The organism is Acidipropionibacterium jensenii (genome assembly GCF_005890135.1).
Taxonomy (GTDB): Bacteria; Actinomycetota; Actinomycetes; order Propionibacteriales; family Propionibacteriaceae; genus Acidipropionibacterium; species Acidipropionibacterium jensenii.
The window spans coordinates 155,555-171,491 of the sequence record NZ_CP040635.1 but is presented as its reverse complement, the minus strand read 5'-3'; the positions used below and the strand labels follow the sequence as shown (position 1 = coordinate 171,491).

Annotated in this window: 16 protein-coding genes and 1 pseudogene; 9 read left to right on the top strand and 8 right to left on the bottom strand. The window is 68.6% G+C overall.

Translation table 11 applies throughout. The features are described from left to right. Window positions 1–944: pseudogene (gene dapD / locus FEZ32_RS00810) on the bottom strand (2,3,4,5-tetrahydropyridine-2,6-dicarboxylate N-succinyltransferase). 53 nt (window positions 945–997) lie between these two features. On the opposite strand from dapD, the gene dapE reads away from it, so the two are divergent. The 4 genes from dapE (at window position 998) to FEZ32_RS00790 (ending at window position 3,546) form a co-directional block, all read left to right on the top strand. Beyond that, window positions 998–2,089, top strand: a complete 1,092-nt coding sequence (gene dapE / locus FEZ32_RS00805; RefSeq protein ID WP_097799154.1) for a succinyl-diaminopimelate desuccinylase — start codon at window positions 998–1,000, stop codon at window positions 2,087–2,089. Between the two features lie 179 nt (window positions 2,090–2,268). Continuing rightward, window positions 2,269–2,976 (top strand): LOG family protein, encoded by a 708-nt coding sequence (locus FEZ32_RS00800; protein WP_051238218.1) that lies wholly within the window; start codon window positions 2,269–2,271, stop codon window positions 2,974–2,976. Further along, window positions 2,976–3,338, top strand: coding sequence for a DivIVA domain-containing protein (locus FEZ32_RS14120; protein ID WP_138679669.1), 363 nt, complete (start codon window positions 2,976–2,978; stop codon window positions 3,336–3,338). Before FEZ32_RS00800 ends, FEZ32_RS14120 begins: the two co-directional genes overlap by 1 nt. A 40-nt stretch (window positions 3,339–3,378) precedes the next feature. Continuing rightward, complete coding sequence (locus FEZ32_RS00790) at window positions 3,379–3,546, top strand: DUF3117 domain-containing protein (protein WP_071161704.1); 168 nt, start codon at window positions 3,379–3,381, stop codon at window positions 3,544–3,546. A 99-nt stretch (window positions 3,547–3,645) separates the two neighbouring features. On the opposite strand, the gene glgA is transcribed toward FEZ32_RS00790, so the two are convergent. After that, entirely contained in the window at window positions 3,646–4,833 is a 1,188-nt protein-coding gene (glgA, locus tag FEZ32_RS00785) for a glycogen synthase (RefSeq protein WP_138680802.1), read from the bottom strand. A gap of 118 nt (window positions 4,834–4,951) precedes the next feature. Here glgA and glgC point away from each other — a divergent pair, with 118 nt between their 5' ends. Continuing rightward, complete coding sequence (gene glgC / locus FEZ32_RS00780; protein WP_138679668.1) at window positions 4,952–6,178, top strand: glucose-1-phosphate adenylyltransferase; 1,227 nt, start codon at window positions 4,952–4,954, stop codon at window positions 6,176–6,178. Between the two features lie 153 nt (window positions 6,179–6,331). Here the strand turns inward: glgC and FEZ32_RS00775 are convergent, their stop codons facing one another. Both FEZ32_RS00775 and FEZ32_RS00770 read right to left on the bottom strand, forming a co-directional pair. Continuing rightward, a complete protein-coding gene (locus FEZ32_RS00775) occupies window positions 6,332–6,931 on the bottom strand; it encodes a vitamin K epoxide reductase family protein (protein WP_138679667.1) in 600 nt (199 codons plus the stop codon). 71 nt (window positions 6,932–7,002) lie between these two features. Further along, window positions 7,003–7,665, bottom strand: coding sequence for an O-methyltransferase (locus FEZ32_RS00770; RefSeq protein ID WP_414973646.1), 663 nt, complete (start codon window positions 7,663–7,665; stop codon window positions 7,003–7,005). A gap of 89 nt (window positions 7,666–7,754) precedes the next feature. On the opposite strand from FEZ32_RS00770, the gene dapA reads away from it, so the two are divergent. Together dapA and FEZ32_RS00760 are read left to right on the top strand one after the other, a co-directional pair. Continuing rightward, window positions 7,755–8,636 carry a 4-hydroxy-tetrahydrodipicolinate synthase gene (gene dapA / locus FEZ32_RS00765; RefSeq protein ID WP_097799150.1) on the top strand — a complete coding sequence of 294 codons (882 nt, stop codon included), beginning with the start codon at window positions 7,755–7,757 and terminating at the stop codon, window positions 8,634–8,636. Between the two features lie 62 nt (window positions 8,637–8,698). Further along, a complete protein-coding gene (locus tag FEZ32_RS00760; RefSeq protein ID WP_097799149.1) occupies window positions 8,699–9,124 on the top strand; it encodes a sec-independent translocase in 426 nt (141 codons plus the stop codon). A gap of 144 nt (window positions 9,125–9,268) precedes the next feature. Here the strand turns inward: FEZ32_RS00760 and FEZ32_RS00755 are convergent, their stop codons facing one another. The 3 genes from FEZ32_RS00755 to FEZ32_RS00745 all read right to left on the bottom strand — a co-directional run bounded on the left by FEZ32_RS00755 (window position 9,269) and on the right by FEZ32_RS00745 (window position 12,415). Then, complete coding sequence (locus FEZ32_RS00755) at window positions 9,269–10,429, bottom strand: Mrp/NBP35 family ATP-binding protein (RefSeq protein ID WP_138679666.1); 1,161 nt, start codon at window positions 10,427–10,429, stop codon at window positions 9,269–9,271. Between the two features lie 128 nt (window positions 10,430–10,557). Then, window positions 10,558–11,106, bottom strand: a complete 549-nt coding sequence (locus tag FEZ32_RS00750) for a DUF1003 domain-containing protein (protein WP_097799897.1) — start codon at window positions 11,104–11,106, stop codon at window positions 10,558–10,560. A gap of 34 nt (window positions 11,107–11,140) precedes the next feature. Beyond that, a complete protein-coding gene (locus FEZ32_RS00745; protein WP_138679665.1) occupies window positions 11,141–12,415 on the bottom strand; it encodes a magnesium transporter MgtE N-terminal domain-containing protein in 1,275 nt (424 codons plus the stop codon). A 198-nt stretch (window positions 12,416–12,613) separates the two neighbouring features. Here FEZ32_RS00745 and FEZ32_RS00740 point away from each other — a divergent pair, with 198 nt between their 5' ends. Both FEZ32_RS00740 and FEZ32_RS00735 read left to right on the top strand, forming a co-directional pair. Then, entirely contained in the window at window positions 12,614–13,120 is a 507-nt protein-coding gene (locus FEZ32_RS00740; RefSeq protein ID WP_028702756.1) for a YflT domain-containing protein, read from the top strand. A 229-nt stretch (window positions 13,121–13,349) separates the two neighbouring features. Continuing rightward, window positions 13,350–14,180: a COX15/CtaA family protein gene (locus FEZ32_RS00735; RefSeq protein WP_138680801.1), complete on the top strand. Its 831-nt coding sequence runs from the start codon at window positions 13,350–13,352 to the stop codon at window positions 14,178–14,180. A 132-nt stretch (window positions 14,181–14,312) separates the two neighbouring features. Here the strand turns inward: FEZ32_RS00735 and FEZ32_RS00730 are convergent, their stop codons facing one another. Next, window positions 14,313–15,848, bottom strand: a complete 1,536-nt coding sequence (locus tag FEZ32_RS00730) for an aminopeptidase P family protein (RefSeq protein ID WP_138679664.1) — start codon at window positions 15,846–15,848, stop codon at window positions 14,313–14,315. Window positions 15,849–15,937 lie beyond the last annotated feature (89 nt).

The window sequence follows — 15,937 nt, the reverse complement described above, 5'->3', positions numbered from 1 at the left end:
TCAGTTCTTGTGCAGAGCGGAGTTCAGCGTGACCGAGGCGCCCTTGCGTCCCAGAGCGCGCACCGCGCCGGAGACCGAGTCGCGGATGAACAGGATGTTGTCGGATCCGGAGAGCTCGCGGGCCTTGGTCACCGAACCGTCCGGCAGGGTGATCTTGGTCCCGGCGGTGACGTAGAGGCCGGCCTCCACGACGCAGTTGTCGCCCAGCGAGATCCCGATTCCGGCCTCGGCGCCGAGCAGGCATCCCTTGCCGATGGTGACCTGCTCCCTGCCGCCGCCCGAGAGGGTGCCCATGATGGAGGCACCGCCCCCGATGTCGGAGCCGTCCTCGACGATCACTCCCTGGGAGACCCGGCCCTCGACCATCGAGGTGCCCAGGGTGCCGGCGTTGAAGTTGACGAACCCCTCGTGCATCACGGTGGTCCCCTCGGCCAGATGGGCGCCCAGTCGGATACGGTCGGCATTGCCGATCCGGACCCCGCTGGGGACCACGAAGTCGGTCATCCGCGGGAACTTGTCGATGAGCAGAACGGTGAACGGGGCGCCGGCGGTGCGGGCCCGCAGCGAGGCCGCTGGGTAGTCCTCCACGCGCAGCGGACCGGTGGTGGTCCAGACGTTGTTGGGCAGGACGGCGAAGATGCCGTCCAGATTGATGGTGCGCGGGGCGGCCAGCCGCCAGGACAGCACGTGGAGCCTCAGGTAGGCGTCGGAGACATCGGCCGGGGCGGCATCGAGATCGATGACGGTGCGCACCACCTCCTGGTGGACCTCGCGAACCGGGTCGGCGTGGGCCGCCGCGGTGAGCTCGGCCGGGCCTCGCCCTCCTCGGGGGCGCCCAGGGCCGGGTGGGGGAACCAGGTGTCAAGGATCTCGCCGCCGTCATGGACGGTGGCGAGCCCCCAGCCCCAGGCTGTGCGGGCGGGGTTCATCGTGCTGCTCGTCATGAAGCCACTCTAGATGACCGCACCCACACACCCCGCCCACTAGAATTCGGGCCATGGCACTTGACCTCGGGGACCTTCACGCCCTTTTCCGGCAGATCGTCGACTGCGAGTCGGTGAGCCGGCACGAGAAGGAACTGGCGGACGCCGTGGAGGCGGCACTGAGCGGACTGGCCCATCTGGAGGTCACCAGGATCGGCAACAGCCTGGTCGCCCGCACCACCCTGGGACGCCCGGAACGGGTGCTGGTGGCCGGACACCTGGACACCGTCCCGGTGGTCGACAACCTGCCCTCGCGACTCGAGCACCGCCCCGACGGGGACTACCTGGTGGGCCGCGGTACCTGCGACATGAAGGGCGGGGTGGCCGTGGCGCTGTGGCTGGCCGCCCGTCTCACCGAGCCTGCCAAGGACGTCACCTGGGTGTTCTACGAGGCCGAGGAGATCGCCGCCGAGTACAACGGCCTGGGGCTCATCGCCACCCAGCGGCCCGACCTTCTGGAGGCCGATCTGGCGATCCTGATGGAACCCACCGACGGGCGGGTCGAGGGCGGCTGCCAGGGCACCATGCGATTCACCCTCACGACCTTGGGGACCGCCGCCCACTCGGCGCGCTCCTGGACGGGCCACAATGCGATCCACGATCTCAGGCCGATCCTGGAGATCCTGCGGGACTGGCAGGGCCACGACCCGCTGGTGGAGGTCGACGGACTGACCTATCACGAGGGCCTCAACGCGACCATGGTCTCCGGCGGAGTCGCCGGCAATGTCATTCCCGACCGGGCGGTCGTTCAGATCAACTACCGCTTCGCCCCCGACAAGAGCGCCGCCGAGGCGCAGGCGCAGATGCGACGGCTCTTCGACGGCTGGCCGATGGAGGTGCTCGACCTGTCGGATCCGGCCCGGCCCGGACTCGACCGACCGCTGGCCAGGTCCTTCGTCGACGGTGTCGGCACCGAGCCGCTGCCGAAGTACGGCTGGACCGACGTCGCCCGGTTCTTCGGACTGGGGATCCCGGCCCTGAACTTCGGACCGGGTGATGCGCTGTGCGCCCACAAGGCCGACGAGTGCTGCCGGGTGGCCGCTCTCGACGAGTGCGCATCCGCCCTGGGCGGCTGGCTGGACGGCAGCGGGGAGGCGGCGCGGTGAGCGATCACGACGCCGGGAAGGGCGACGAGAACCGGACCGGGCACGACCAGACCGGAGACGGTCGGATCGAGACCGGTGAGACCGGGCACGACCGGATCGGCGAGAGCACGGTGGAGGACGGCGTCTCGCGGTCCTTCGAGAGCGACTGGGGACGCCCCAGGCCCGGCGAGGATCGTCAGGTGCTGGGGCCGGTGATTCGACGGGGACCCTATGTGCGTCCCACGACCACCGACCAGGCCCTGCTGGACGGCGGTGCCGACGCGGCCTGGGTGCACACCGACCCGTGGCGGGTCCAACGCATCCAGAGCGAGTTCGTCGAGGGTTTCGACACTCTCGCCGGCCTGGGACCGGCGGTGACCATCTTCGGGTCGGCCCGGACCCCGGCCGACCACCCGATGTACGAGGCCGCCCGCCAACTGGGCAGGATGTGCGCCGAGCGCGGGATGGCGGTGATCACCGGCGGTGGACCGGGCACCATGGAGGCCGCCAACCGCGGTGCCGCCGAGGCCGGCGGGGTCTCGGTGGGACTGGGGATCGAGCTTCCCTTCGAGTCCTCCCTCAACCGGTGGGTGAATCTGGGGATCAACTTCCGCTATTTCTTCGTGCGCAAGATGATGTTCGTGAAGTACGCCCAGGGATTCATCGTGATGCCCGGCGGCTACGGCACCTTCGACGAGCTGTTCGAGAGCCTGACCCTGGCCCAGACCGGCAAGAAGACCCATGCCCAGGTCGCCCTGGTCGGCCGTGACTACTGGCGCGGCCTGTGGGAGTGGGTGCGCCAGTCCACCCTCGCCGAGGGCAATATCTCCCCTGACGATCTGAAGATGTTCATCTGCAGCGATGATCTCCAGCAGGTCGTCAACCACGTGATCGTGAGGAGTCGGTGATGGTGTGGGTGTTGTGCGCGGTCGTCATCGTCATCATCGGCGCCGCCGTGATGGCCTCCTCGGGGCGGTTCGGCGCCGTGCCGGCGGTGGTCGACGACCGGCCCGCCCCCGACCTGCCGGCCGACCGGTTGACCCCCGATGACCTGCGTGCGGTGCGCTTCGACGTCGTCGCCCGGGGGTACTCGATGGCCCAGGTGGATGCCCTGCTGGCACGGATGGCGGTCGAGATGCAGATGCCCGACGAACTCCCCGCCGACCGCGCTGCGGCACGGCGTGGGGAGTCCGAGGAGAGCCCGCAGTCCCAGGCCCCGGGCGAGGATCAGCCCCCGCCGGTCAGCGGAACCGCGACGAATACGGAATAATAGGGGTGTTACCACTGACCAGTGAGCGAGGATGAGTGACATGGCAGCTATGAAGCCGCGTACCGGCGACGGTCCTATGGAGGTCACGAAGGAGGGGCGCGGCATCGTCATGCGCGTGCCGGTCGACGGCGGCGGTCGCCTGGTGGTCGAGCTCAGCTCAGATGAGGCCAGCGAGCTGTTCGCCTGCCTGAAGGACGTCGTCGGCTGATCTGCTTTCCGCCGCGCGGAACCGGTATCTCGGCAGTCGGGGGTCACAACCGAATTCGGTTGTGACCCCCGCTGCTTCTGTCTGTCTTCTGTCCGTCTCTCAGGAGTTGTGTCGCGCGATGGCCGCCTTGTAGACGTCGATGGTCTGCTCGGCGATCCGCTCCCAGTCGAACTCGTCGATGCAGCGCTGCCTGCCCGCAGCCCCGAAGGCCTTCGCCCTGGCGGGATCGGCCACCAGCTCGTTGAGCCGCTCGGCGAAGGCGTGCTCGAATGTGGCCACCTGCTCGGGGGTCGACTCGTCGGTCGGGACGCCGGGGACCAGGAATCCGGTCTCTCCGTCCACCACGACCTCGGGGATCCCTCCGACGGCCGAGGCGACCACCGGGGTGCCGCAGGCCATCGCCTCCAGATTCACGATGCCCAGGGGCTCGTAGACCGAGGGGCAGGCGAAGACGGTGGCCGCCGAGAGGACCTGACGGACGCTGGCGCGGGGGAGCATCTCCTGGATCCAGATGACCGGCGCCCGGCGCGACTTCTGCACCCTCGCGAAGGCCTCGTGGAACTCCGCTGCGACCTCGGGAGTGTCCGGGGCACCGGCGAGCAGCACGAGCTGGATGTCGGGATCGAGGTCGGCGGCCGCGCGCACCAGGTGGATCAGCCCCTTCTGGCGGGTGATCCGGCCCACGAAGACGACCGAGGGGGAGTTCGGGTCCATCCCGATCTGCTCGGGCACGTCGGTCTCGGTGACCGGGTGGAACTCGTCGGTGTCGACGCCGTTGCGCACCACGTGCACCTTGTCCGGGTCGAGCTCGGGATAGGCGGCCAGCACGTCGCGGCGCATCCCGGAGCTCACCGCGATGATGGCGTCGGCGGCGTCATAGGCGGTGCGCTCCGCCCAGGAGGACAGTCGGTACCCGCCACCCAGCTGCTCGGCCTTCCACGGCCGGTCGGGCTCCAGGGAGTGGGCGCTGATGACGTGCGGGATGTCGTGGTAGACGCTGCTCAGCAGCCCCGCCAGGTTGGCGTACCAGGTGTGGGAGTGGACCAGCTCGACGTCCTCGGGGACGGCGGCGGTCATCGACAGGTCGGCGCCGAAGACCCGCAGCGCCGGATTGGCTCCCTCGGGGAAGGTCTCGGGGTGGGCGGTCGAACCTTCGCGGGGTTCGCCCATGCACTGCACGTCGACGTCGATGAACTTGCGCAGCTGGGGCACGAGCTGGGCGACGTGGACCCCCGCTCCGCCGTAGATGGTCGGTGGGTACTCACGAGTCAGGATGGAGACGAGCATGCCCAGATCGTCCCACATGTCTTTGCGGTCCGGGGGCTGCTGCGACACATTGTGAACGGATGGCGTCAGTTTCACCATTCCGGTTGTCAACGCCTGTTTCGGGGAATAAGTTCAGGCCATGGCAATGACGCGTCCGAAGGTGCTGTCCATCGTCCTGGCCGGTGGTGAGGGCAAGCGCCTCATGCCCCTGACCATGGACCGCGCCAAGCCCGCAGTCCCCTTCGGCGGGACTTACCGACTGATCGATTTCGTGTTGAGCAATCTCGCGAACTCCGACCTCACCAAGACGGCGGTGCTGACCCAGTACAAGTCGCACTCGCTGGACCGTCACATCTCGATCGCGTGGCGGATGAGCACGATGCTCGGCAACTACGTGACCCCGGTGCCCGCCCAGCAGCGTCTGGGGCCGCGCTGGTTCCAGGGCAGCGCCGACGCGATCTTCCAGTCTCTGAACCTCATCAATGACGAGGACCCCGACTATGTCGTCGTCTTCGGGGCCGACAACATCTACCGGATGGATGTCGAGCAGATGCTCGAGGCCCATATCGACTCCAGGATGGGATGCACCGTCGCGGGCATCCGGGTGCCGCGCAAGGATGCGTCGGCATTCGGCATCATCGACGCCGGCGAGGACCACAAGATCAAGGAGTTCCTCGAGAAGCCCGCCGACCCGCCCGGCCTTCCCGATTCTCCCGACGAGTCATTCGCCTCGATGGGCAACTACATCTTCAGCCGGGACTCCCTGGTCCAGGCCCTCTACGACGACTCGAACGCTCCCGACGCCCGCCACGACATGGGCGGCGACATCATTCCGCGGTTCGTCAATGCCGGTGACGCCCAGGTCTACGACTTCAAGGACAACCAGGTCCCCGGAGCCACCGAGAAGGACGCCGACTACTGGCGCGACGTCGGGACCATCGACGCCTACCACGAGGCCCACATGGACCTGGTCTCGGTGGAGCCGGAGTTCAACCTGTACAACACCGAGTGGCCGATCTGGACCAGTCAGGTGCAGGCCCCCGGTGCCAAGTTCGTGATGCGCGGAACCTGCGACGACAGCCTGGTCTCGGCCGGCTGCATCATCTCGGGAACCGACATCTACCGGACCATTCTGGGACCCCGCAGCCGGGTCGAGAGGTGGGCCCGGGTCGACGAGTCGATCCTCATGAACAATGTCCGGATCGGCGCCAACGCCACCGTCCACCGGGCCATCCTCGACAAGAACGTCGTGGTCCCCGACGGCGCCCAGGTCGGCGTCAACCATGAGCACGACCGGGCCCGTGGATTCACCGTCTCACCGGCCGGGGTGACCGTCGTCGGCAAGGGTGTGACCGTTCCGTACTGAGTGTTCGAGGCGGGGGAGGCGACTCCCCCTGCACCCCCTGGTAGCGGGGGCTCTGCGGGTGGTCGGCGTTCGTCGCGCTGGCCACCTGCGCTGTTGTCAGGGGCGGGGGAGGCGACTCCCCCTGCACCCCCTCGTAGCGGGGGGAGTCCCCGCCTAGATCAGGGCGGGGATGAGTTCGATCGCGACCATCGCCAGGATCACCAGGATGACGAGCCCGGTGACCCACCAGTCGGTGTTGTAGTTGACGAACTCGCGCACCCCGTCGCGGACCCGGATCGACCCGTCATGGATGTTGATCCGGGTGAGTCCGGCCCACACCAGAGTGGTGGTGATGGTGATCAGCAGGCACCACGGGCACAGCGCCCTGATCACGAAGTAGGACTGCAGGAAGAGCCACCAGGCGAACAGCAGGGCGATGCAGTAGACCCCCTCGACGCACAGCATGAACCAGCGGGGGAAGCGCACACCGGCCAAGGTCGCCACCGAGATGGTGAGCACCACGGCCTCGAACATGATCCCCAGAAAGGCGTTGGGGAAACCGAGCACCCGGGCCTGCCAGGTGAGCGCCACCGTGGAGCAGGACAGCACGGAGTTGACGTCGCAGGTGAAGATCGCGTGCGGGTTCTTCGCCAGCTTCCACGCCTCGATGGACAGCACGAAGGAGGCCACCAGTCCGATCGCCCCGGAGACGATCATCTCGATGGCTGTGCCGCGACGCCACTTCTCGGGGTTGTCGACTCCGTTGCTGGACATCTGCGTGGGTGCTCCTTCGGCCGGTTGCGGCGGTGGTCCGCGCGCCGCGGCTCAGAGTACCCCCAGCAGCCTCACGCCTTGGCGGCCAGCAGGAGCCCCTCGCCGACCGGCAGGAGGACCGGCAGGAACTCCTCGGAGTCGGCGACGAAGTCCAGGGCCTCGCGGATGATGAGGGTCTCGTCGTCCTCATTGTCCGGGTCGGCGACCGCACTTCCGGCCAGTGCGTCATTGACCACGACGATCCCGCCGTGGCGCAGCAGTCTCAGGGCCTGGGAGACGTACTCCACGTACTCCAGGCGATCCCCGTTGACCAGCACCAGGTCGTAGGCGCCGTCCCGCAGCTTCGGCAAGACGCTCAGCGGCACCCCCGAGATGAGCCGGAACCGGTTGGAGCGGAACCCGGCGCGCTGGAAGCACCGGCGCGCGGCGTCCTGACGATCGGCCTCCACATCAATGCTGGTGAGCACCCCGTGCTCGGACATCCCCTCGAGCAGGGACAGTCCGGTGACACCCGCGTCGGTGCCGATCTCCACGACCGCGTGGGCATCGATCGACCGGGCGAGGAAGGTGAGAAAGGTGGCCGTGCCGTTGCCGACCGGCGTCCAGCCGGCCTCACCGGCTGCCTCGTGGGCAGCCTCCACCGGCTCCGAGACGGCGACAAAACCGTCGGCGTACTCCCAGGATCGCCGATCCGGACCGGTCGGGAACTCGATTGCTTCGCTCACGGCCCCCAGCGTAGCCGGTGCAGCCCTCGTTACGATGGTGGTCGACAACATGGTCGGCGGCCGAGGAGCCGTGTCCATTGCCAACCAGGAGGCACGTCATGTCCGATCCCATCTTTGGCCGTGTGTTGACGGCCATGGTGACTCCGATGAGCCCCGATGGGGAAGTGGATCTCGACCGTGCCGCGGAGCTGGCAACCCGGCTCGTCGACGTGCAGGGCAATGACTCGCTGCTCGTCAACGGCACCACCGGCGAGTCGCCGACGACCACCGACGAGGAGAAGTCCGCCCTGGTCCGCGCCGTGCGGCAGGCGGTGGGGGACCGTGCCCAGGTGATCGCCGGGGTCGGGACCAATGACACCCGACACACCGTGGCACTGGCCCGGCAGGCCGAGCGGGCCGGGGCGGACGGCCTGCTGGTCGTCACCCCGTACTACTCCAAGCCCTCCCAGGACGGCCTGGTGGGCCACTTCACCACGGTGGCCGATGCCACCGACCTGCCCGTGATGCTCTACGACATTCCCGGGCGCACCGGCACCGCGATCGCCCCGGAGACCTTCATCAGACTCGCCGAGCACCCCCGCATCGTGGCCGTCAAGGACGCCAAGGGCAAGGTGGTCGAGTCCGCCCAGGTGATGGCCGCCACCGACCTGTCCTACTACTCGGGGGACGACGCCATCACCCCGGCTCTGCTGTCACTCGGCGCCGTCGGCGTGATCGGCACCTCCACCCATTTCACCGGACGGTCGATGCACCAGCTCGTCGACCACTACCTGGCCGGGCGCAGGGAGGAGGGCCTCGCCGTCTACCGGCAGATCCTGCCCGTCCTCACCGGCGTCTTCGCCGCCCAGGGGGTCGTGATGGTCAAGGCCGGGCTCGCCCACCAGGGATTCGGGGTCGGGGGCGTTCGCGCACCGCTGGTCCCGGCAACCCGGTCCCAGGCGGAGACCTTCGCCGCAGTCCTGGACGCCGCCGGGCTGTGAGACAGGCGCCCCGATGCTGATCGGGGAGCGGCCGGACCGTCCCGACGGACTATCCTGACACCATGTCCATGATGAGTCCGACCGAACTTGCGGTCCTCATTCTCATCGGCGTCGTCATGTTCGGACCCGACAAGGTGCCGGACATGGCCCGCAAGGCCGCCCGGGTCTTCCACTTCCTCAAGAACATCGCCAACTCCACGCGCGACCAGCTGCGTGAGGATCTGGGCCCCAAGTACGCCGACCTCCAGATCACCGACCTCAACCCGAAGACCTTCGTCCGCAAGTACGTCATGGACGACTTCCAGGACGACATCAACGGGATCAAGGCCGACCTGGAGGGGGTTCGCAACGACCTGGACTCCAGCATCAACGACTTCCAGACCGCGACCGCCGATGCGCCGCAGTCCCCGAGCTCGGCCAATGAGCCGGCGGCCAGGACGGTGGCCCTGGGATCGGTGCCGGTCCCCTTCGACTCCGAGGCGACCTGACAGGTCCCCCCACCCACGGACTCCCGAGCACGGCATCGGCTGAAGCAACGTCGTGAACACAGCGCCTGCCAGCAGGCCGTGAATGCGGTTCGGCCCCGCCACGATCATCGTGGCGGGGCCGAACCGTGTCAGCCTGGTGCGTGCTCAGTTGGCGACCGGGGTGACCCCCAGGTGCATTCCGGCCAGTCCGCGCGGACGGGAGTCGAGACCCTCGGCCAGCTCGGTGAGGGCCTGGGCTGCCGGGGACTCGGGGTGGGACAGCACGATCGGGTCGCCGTCGTCCCCGCCGACCCGCACCTGCTGGTCCAGCGGAATCTGGCCGAACAGCGGCACCTCGGTGCCCAGCCGCTTGGACAGCGCGTTGGCGGCGGCGCGGCCGCCTCCCTCGCCGAACAGGGTGACCCGGTGGCTCTTGCCGCAGTGCGGGCAGACCGTCTCGAGCCAGGACATGTTCTCCACCACCCCGATCACCTGCTGCTGCATGATGCCGGCCATCGTGCCGGCCCGCTCGGCGACCTCGGAGGCCGCCGGCTGCGGGGTGGTGACGACCAGCACGTCGGCATTCGGGAGCTTCTGGCCCAGGCTCATCGCGATGTCTCCGGTGCCCGGCGGAAGGTCGATGAGCAGGTAGTCCAGATCGCCCCAGTGGACGTCGGCCAGCAGCTGGGTGAGGGCCCGGTCCAGGATCGGTCCGCGCCAGGCGATGACATCGGAGCGGTTCGGCTTGAGCATCCCCACGCTGATGGTCTTGATGCCGAGGGCCGGCACCGGCAGCAGGAGGTCGTCCAGCGGGGTGGGACGTGCCTCGCCGACGCCGAGCATGTCGGGGATGGAGTGGCCGTAGATGTCGGCGTCCAGCAGGCCGACGTTGCGACCGCGGGCGGCCAGCGCCAGGGCGAGATTGACGGTCACCGAGGACTTGCCGACGCCGCCCTTGCCGGAGGCCACCGCGATGATCTTGGTCATGTTGCCCGGCTCGGCGAAGGGGATGACCCGCTCCGGGACGCCGTTGCGCAGCTGCACCTTGAGGGCGTCGCGCTGCTCGTCGGACATCGTGCCGAGCTCGACGTGCACACCGGAGACTCCCTCGATGCCCTGGACGGCCTCGGTGACGCTCTCCCGCAGCTCGGTCTTGAGGGGACATCCCGACACGGTCAGCAGGACTCGCACGAAGGCGCGTCCGGACTCGTCGACGGTGATCTCATCGACCATGTTGAGATCGGTGATGGGACGCCTGATCTCCGGATCAACCACGGAGGCCAGCGCCTCGCGGATGAGCGGGACCAGGGGATTCTCGGTGCTCATGTGTTCTGTCTACATGCCGCAGAATGGCCCGGCAAGTCGTTGCCACAGGTGTGCACTACAGACCGTCGCAGCTGACCGCCGGAGGACGGGAGTTCCGCCCTTGGCGGAACGCCCCCGGACCGGCCGTCTCAGTCGTGCCGCTCGGGTGTGCTGGCGGCCTGCTCGGAGTCCTCATCCTCCGGGTTCCCGTCGAGGTCGGCGAGGGCCGCCTTGAGTTCCTCCCGCAGGTGGTCCTGCAGCTCGTCGCGCATCTCGGAACGGATGTAGTCGCGGGTCGCCAGGTCGCCCATCTGCATCCGGATCGCCGCCACCTCGCGGGCCAGGAAGTCCATGTCGGAGCGGCTCTGGACGGTGACCCGACGGTCCTCGGCCATCGACATCCGGTCACGGTCCTCCTGCCGGTTCTGGGCGAGCAGGATGAGCGGTGCCGAGTAGGACGCCTGGGTGGAGAAGAACAGGTTGAGCAGGATGAACGGGTAGGGGTCCCAGCGCAGCCGAAAGATGGCCACCAGGTTCCAGGTCACCCAGACGATCACGATGATCGTCATGTAGACGATGAACTTGGCGGTGCCCATGAACCGGGCCACCGACTCGGCGAACCGCCCGAAAGTCTCGGAGTCCAGCTGGACCCGCGGCATCCGGCGTCCGGTGCGGGGGCCCGGCAGGTCCAGACGCATGTCGTCGCGGGTCCGCTCCCGGTCGCGCTCGTGATCAGCCACGTCTCACTCCTGCCAGCTGTCCATCCATCTGGTCGCCGCGCCAGTCGGCCGGCAGCAGGTGGTCCAGAAGATCATCGACGGTGACCGCCCCGACCAACTCCCTGCCGGAGTTGACCACCGGGGCGACCACCAGGTTGTAGGTCGCGAAGTACCGGCTGATGGCGCCCACCGGGGTGTCGGTGGCCAGCGGCTGAAGGTCGGTGTCCAGCAGCAGGGAGACCATCGTCGACGGCGGTTCCCGCAACAGCCGCTGGACGTGGACCACTCCCAGGTAGCGCCCCGACGGGGTGTCCAGGGGAGGTCGGCAGACGAAGACCATCGAGGCCAGGGCCGGGGTGATGTCCTCACTGCGGACCTTCGCCAGGGCGTCGGCGACGGTGGCGTCGGGGCCGAGAATGACCGGTTCGGGGGTCATCATGGCGCCGGCGGTGAAGTCGTCGTAGACCAGCAGGTTGCGGACGTCCTCGGCGTCCTCGGGGCGCATCCTGGCCAGGAGTCTCTCGGCCAGATTGTCGGGAAGATCCTGGACCAGGTCGGCGGCGTCGTCGGGGTCCATCTCCTCGAGGATGTCGGCGGCCCGTTCCGGATCCAGGATGAGGATGAGGGACACCTGCTCGTCCTCGGGGAGTTCCTCGATGGCGTCGGCCAGCTGGTCGTCGTCGAGGGCCTTGGCGACCTCGGCACGGCGTCTCGGCGACATGTCGTGGAGCTCCCGTGCAACATCGGCGGGTTTCATGTCCTGCATCTCGGCGACGGTCCGCTCGGTGGACTGACGTCCCATCATCACCAGGGCGGGCACCTCGTCCCAGTCGACGATGATCGTCGACAGAGCCTGCTTGCGCAGCGAGGTGAACCGGTTGTGGCCGCCGGCCGGGGTCACCGCCACCTGGGAGATCTCCCAGTCGTGGGTGCGCACCGATCTCATCGCCACGTCGAAGATGCTCACCGGGGAGCCATCCCGGGTGAAGGTGCGGTCGAACAGGTCATCGACGACCAGGGTCTCGGCCTCGCGCCGGGAGAAGACCCGGGTGTCGACGGTGCCGGCGATCATCACCTGGTTGACGTCGATGGCATGGACCCGGGGCATCGGCACGAAGATCTTGCGTCGCGCGAAGAGCTCCACCACCAGTCCGCGCACTCGGGGTGCTCGGCCCTGGGTACGCAGCTGGATGACGACGTCTCGGACCTTCCCCACCTGGTCACCGGCGGCGTCGAGCACGGGAAGACCCCGCAACCGGGAGATGAATACTGCGGACGACCTGCTCACCCGCTCAATCTACAAGTCGCGGAGAATCGGCGACACGCGCCCCGCGGCCAGGCACCCGGTGGCCGAGTGGGGGAGGCACTGTGGTTCCCGAGGAGAGGGTGGATCGCAATGAGCGGGGTGGTTCGCGGCGGGCGCCGTGGTTTCCAGCGCCCACGGTGCTTCGTAGAGTGGAGGTGTCACCACCTCAGGAGGTCCATCATGGCTGGGCAGCACGTTCCGGCGTCCCTTCTACAGCTCGACTACCCGCAGTCGGTCATCGTCGTCGACGACTACCAGACCGCGCAGAAGATCGTCGACCACCTCTCCGACCAGGAGTTCCCGGTCGAGAACCTGTGCATCGTCGGCACCGATCTGCGCACCGTCGAGCGGGTCACCGGGCGCAAGACCTGGGGGAGCGTGCTCGGGCAGGGGGCGGTCTCCGGACTGGGCACCGGCCTGCTCGTCGGCCTGATGCTGGCCTTCTTCACCGGATCCTCCGGGAACTTCCTCACCATGCTCATCACCGGTCTGCTGATCGGTGTGGTGATCGGAATCATCACCGCGGCGATCGGCTACTCGATGACCGGCGGCCGGCGCGACTTCGACTCCGTCCAGCAGGTGGTGGCCACCCACTACGAGGTGCTCGCCGAGCACAAGGTCGCCGCGAAGGCCCGCGAGATCGTCAACGCGATGCCCGAGTTCCGGGCCCGCGCCTTCGAGGGCTGAGCCCGACCCCCGCTGCCGGGAGCTGAACCTGATTCAGGCGCTTGAGGGCTGAGCCGGACCCCGCCGAGAGGTTCGCCGGACCCCCGGCGGCGGGGCGATGGCGGGCGGATGCAAGGATGCCAGGGACCTGTCCGCCGGCGAGGAAAGACCCATGGCACACGCGAAGACATCCGGAAACGGCCGCCCGTCGAGCATCCCCGGGAGTCCGACAGAACCGGCGCCGCGCTGGATGCAGGTGCTCTTCGCCCTCACCGCGGTGCTCATCACCATCACCCTGGCGCTGGGTTCGACGGTGTGCGCGACCGACGCCAGCGCGTCGTGTCCCAACTGGCCGGGCTGCTACGTCGGGAAACTCACCCCCAGCGCCCACACCCAGCCGGTGGTCGAGTTCATCCACCGGGTGATCTCCAGCAGTATCGGCCTGTTCGCGGTCGCCTCGGTGCTGGCCGGCGTGGCCCACCGACGTCGCAACCACGCACTCGTGGTGCTGCCCGTCATCGCCCTGCTGGGGGCGCTGACCTCCGGGGTGTTCGGGATGATGACCATCAAATGGGGTATCAACAGCGTCGAGGCCTCCCTGGACCTGCTCGCCGCCCTGATCGCGATGGGTGCGATGTGGCGCGCCTGGTTCGTCACCCGCCATCCCGCAGCCGGCTGGACGTGGCGGCCGCGGGTGAGATGGGGAGTGGCGGCCGTCGTGACCCTGATGGCGGCCCATGTCGGCGCCGTGCTGGTGGCCGGCTCCAGCTCCCTGACCCGGTGCATGGGGTGGGCGCTGTTCGTCCGCGGCGTCGGGGACGCCCCGCTGGCCGGATGGGCCGTCCAGCAGGCGGTGATGGCCGTCGGGGAGCTGCTCACCATCGGCCTGGTCGTGATGCGGCTGCGTCACCGGGTCAACCTCTGGGACCTGCTGCTGGCCGCCCTCGTTGTCGTGGTGCTGGTGGTCGGGGTGGTCATCGCCGCCGCCGGGGCCAACGATGGGCTGGCCGTGGTGCACGCGGTGGGCACCGTGCTGATCCTCAACCTCGTGATGACCGGCACCATGCGCGATGCTGTCTGACTGAGCCGGGGGACGACCCCCCTGGCAACCCCCGGGCGGGGGCTCGGTGGGTGGCTGGGGTCCGCCGCGCTGGCCCGTTGGATGGGGTGAGGGTCCGGGGGACGACCCCCTGGCAACCCCCGGCCCTCGCCACTACTTGGTGCTGCGACCCCAGATCTCGGCCATCCAGTCCTCGACCTCGTCGATCTGGCGGGGGGTGTCCTTCGACAGCCACTCGCAGTCGCCGTCGGTGATGAGGATGTCGTCCTCGATCCGGATCCCGATACCGCGGAACTCCTCGGGCACCAGAAGATCACTCTTCTTGAAGTAGATGCCGGGCTCGTCGGAGACCGTCATGCCCGCCTTCAGCGGCCCGGAGTAGTCCTTGCGGGCCGCCTCCGAGCAGTCGTGGACGTCCAGGCCGAGGTGGTGGCTGGTGCCGTGCACCATCCAGCGGCGGAACTGGCCGCCCTCGGGGGACAGCGCCTCGTCGACCGACACCGGCAGGATCCCCCACTCGGCGAGGTACTCGCAGATCACCCGGATCGCCGCCTGGTGGATCTCCCGGTGGTCGTGGCCGACCCGGGCCACCGCCGCTGCGGCGTCCTGAGCCTCCAGAACCGCCTGGTAGACCTTTCGCTGGGCCGGCGAGAACCGGCCTGAGACCGGCAGGGTGCGGGTGATGTCGGCGGTGTAGAGCGAGTCCACCTCGATGCCGGCGTCGATGAGGACCAGCTCCCCGGGCCTCAGGTCCCCGTCATTGCGCATCCAGTGCAGGGTGTTGGCGTTGTCGCCGGCGGCGCAGATGGACCCGTACCCGACGTTGTTGCCGAGATGGCGGGCGTGCAGGTTGAAGGTTCCCTCCAGCCAGCGCTCTCCGCGGCCGTTCGCCACGGCCGCGGGAATCTGCTCGATCATCGCCTCGAACCCGACCTTGGACTTGCGGCAGGCCTGGCGCAGCTGTCCGATCTCCCACTCGTCCTTGCAGAACCGGGCCGCCGAGGTGGCCTCGTAGAACTCCTGGTCGGCCTCCTCGGAACCGGTCGAACGCAGCGAGTCCACCGTCTCGGTAATTCCCGGGTCGGCATCGCGGATCACCCTGACCTGCGGGTCGGACGCCGAGACGGCCTCCTGGAGGCGGGAGATGTCGCGGCACTCCAGGCCGGTCATCGCCGACATCTCGGCCAGCGACTCCCGCTTGCCGACCCACATCTCCCCATAGGTCGGGTCGGCGTAGAACTCACGGTCGGTGCGGGGGGCGCGCGGCTTGAAGTAGAGGACGTCGCGGCTCTCGGCGGAGCCGTCGACGACGAGCACCGCATTGGGCTCCCGGTCGGTGCCCAGCCCGGTGTAGTAGGCGAAGGCGCTGTTGGGCCGGAACGGGTAGTCGCAGTCGTTGTTGCGGCGCACCAGGGTGCCCGCCGGGATCACCAGGCGCTCCCCGGGGAAGCGGGCGGCCAGCGCATCGCGGTGCGCGGTGGCCGAGGGCACCGAGTCGAGCTGCTGCTCGGGAGCGGTGTCGTAGGGGGCCCATCCGGTCGGGATGAAGTCGACGAACGCCTGGGAGAAAGGGGTCTGCCGCTTGGGCAGCTTCTGCTCCTCGGCCACCGCCAGCTGTGCGGCGGCGTCCTCCTCGGTGTGCCGGTCTCCCGTCGAAGAGCTGTTGGTCGTCGACTGGACCTCTGTCATATGTCCCCGCCTCAGGGTCAGAATGGTGAGGGCGGCCGGTCGGCCGCCGCTGCCGATTCTAGTCGCGGCGTCTCGACGAACCCCCAAGA

Bases quoted from the DNA above. Each gene is read 5' to 3' on its own strand.
- dapE (WP_097799154.1), top strand. From the start codon at position 998: ATGGCACTTGACCTCGGGGACCTTCACGCCCTTTTCCGGCAGATCGTC.
- FEZ32_RS14120 (WP_138679669.1), top strand. From the start codon at position 2,976: ATGGTGTGGGTGTTGTGCGCGGTCGTCATCGTCATCATCGGCGCCGCC.
- FEZ32_RS00790 (WP_071161704.1), top strand. From the start codon at position 3,379: ATGGCAGCTATGAAGCCGCGTACCGGCGACGGTCCTATGGAGGTCACG.
- glgA (WP_138680802.1), bottom strand. From the start codon at position 4,833: ATGCTCGTCTCCATCCTGACTCGTGAGTACCCACCGACCATCTACGGC.
- glgC (WP_138679668.1), top strand. From the start codon at position 4,952: ATGGCAATGACGCGTCCGAAGGTGCTGTCCATCGTCCTGGCCGGTGGT.
- FEZ32_RS00775 (WP_138679667.1), bottom strand. From the start codon at position 6,931: ATGTCCAGCAACGGAGTCGACAACCCCGAGAAGTGGCGTCGCGGCACA.
- dapA (WP_097799150.1), top strand. From the start codon at position 7,755: ATGTCCGATCCCATCTTTGGCCGTGTGTTGACGGCCATGGTGACTCCG.
- FEZ32_RS00760 (WP_097799149.1), top strand. From the start codon at position 8,699: ATGTCCATGATGAGTCCGACCGAACTTGCGGTCCTCATTCTCATCGGC.
- FEZ32_RS00755 (WP_138679666.1), bottom strand. From the start codon at position 10,429: ATGAGCACCGAGAATCCCCTGGTCCCGCTCATCCGCGAGGCGCTGGCC.
- FEZ32_RS00750 (WP_097799897.1), bottom strand. From the start codon at position 11,106: ATGCGTCTGGACCTGCCGGGCCCCCGCACCGGACGCCGGATGCCGCGG.
- FEZ32_RS00740 (WP_028702756.1), top strand. From the start codon at position 12,614: ATGGCTGGGCAGCACGTTCCGGCGTCCCTTCTACAGCTCGACTACCCG.
- FEZ32_RS00735 (WP_138680801.1), top strand. From the start codon at position 13,350: ATGCAGGTGCTCTTCGCCCTCACCGCGGTGCTCATCACCATCACCCTG.
- FEZ32_RS00730 (WP_138679664.1), bottom strand. From the start codon at position 15,848: ATGACAGAGGTCCAGTCGACGACCAACAGCTCTTCGACGGGAGACCGG.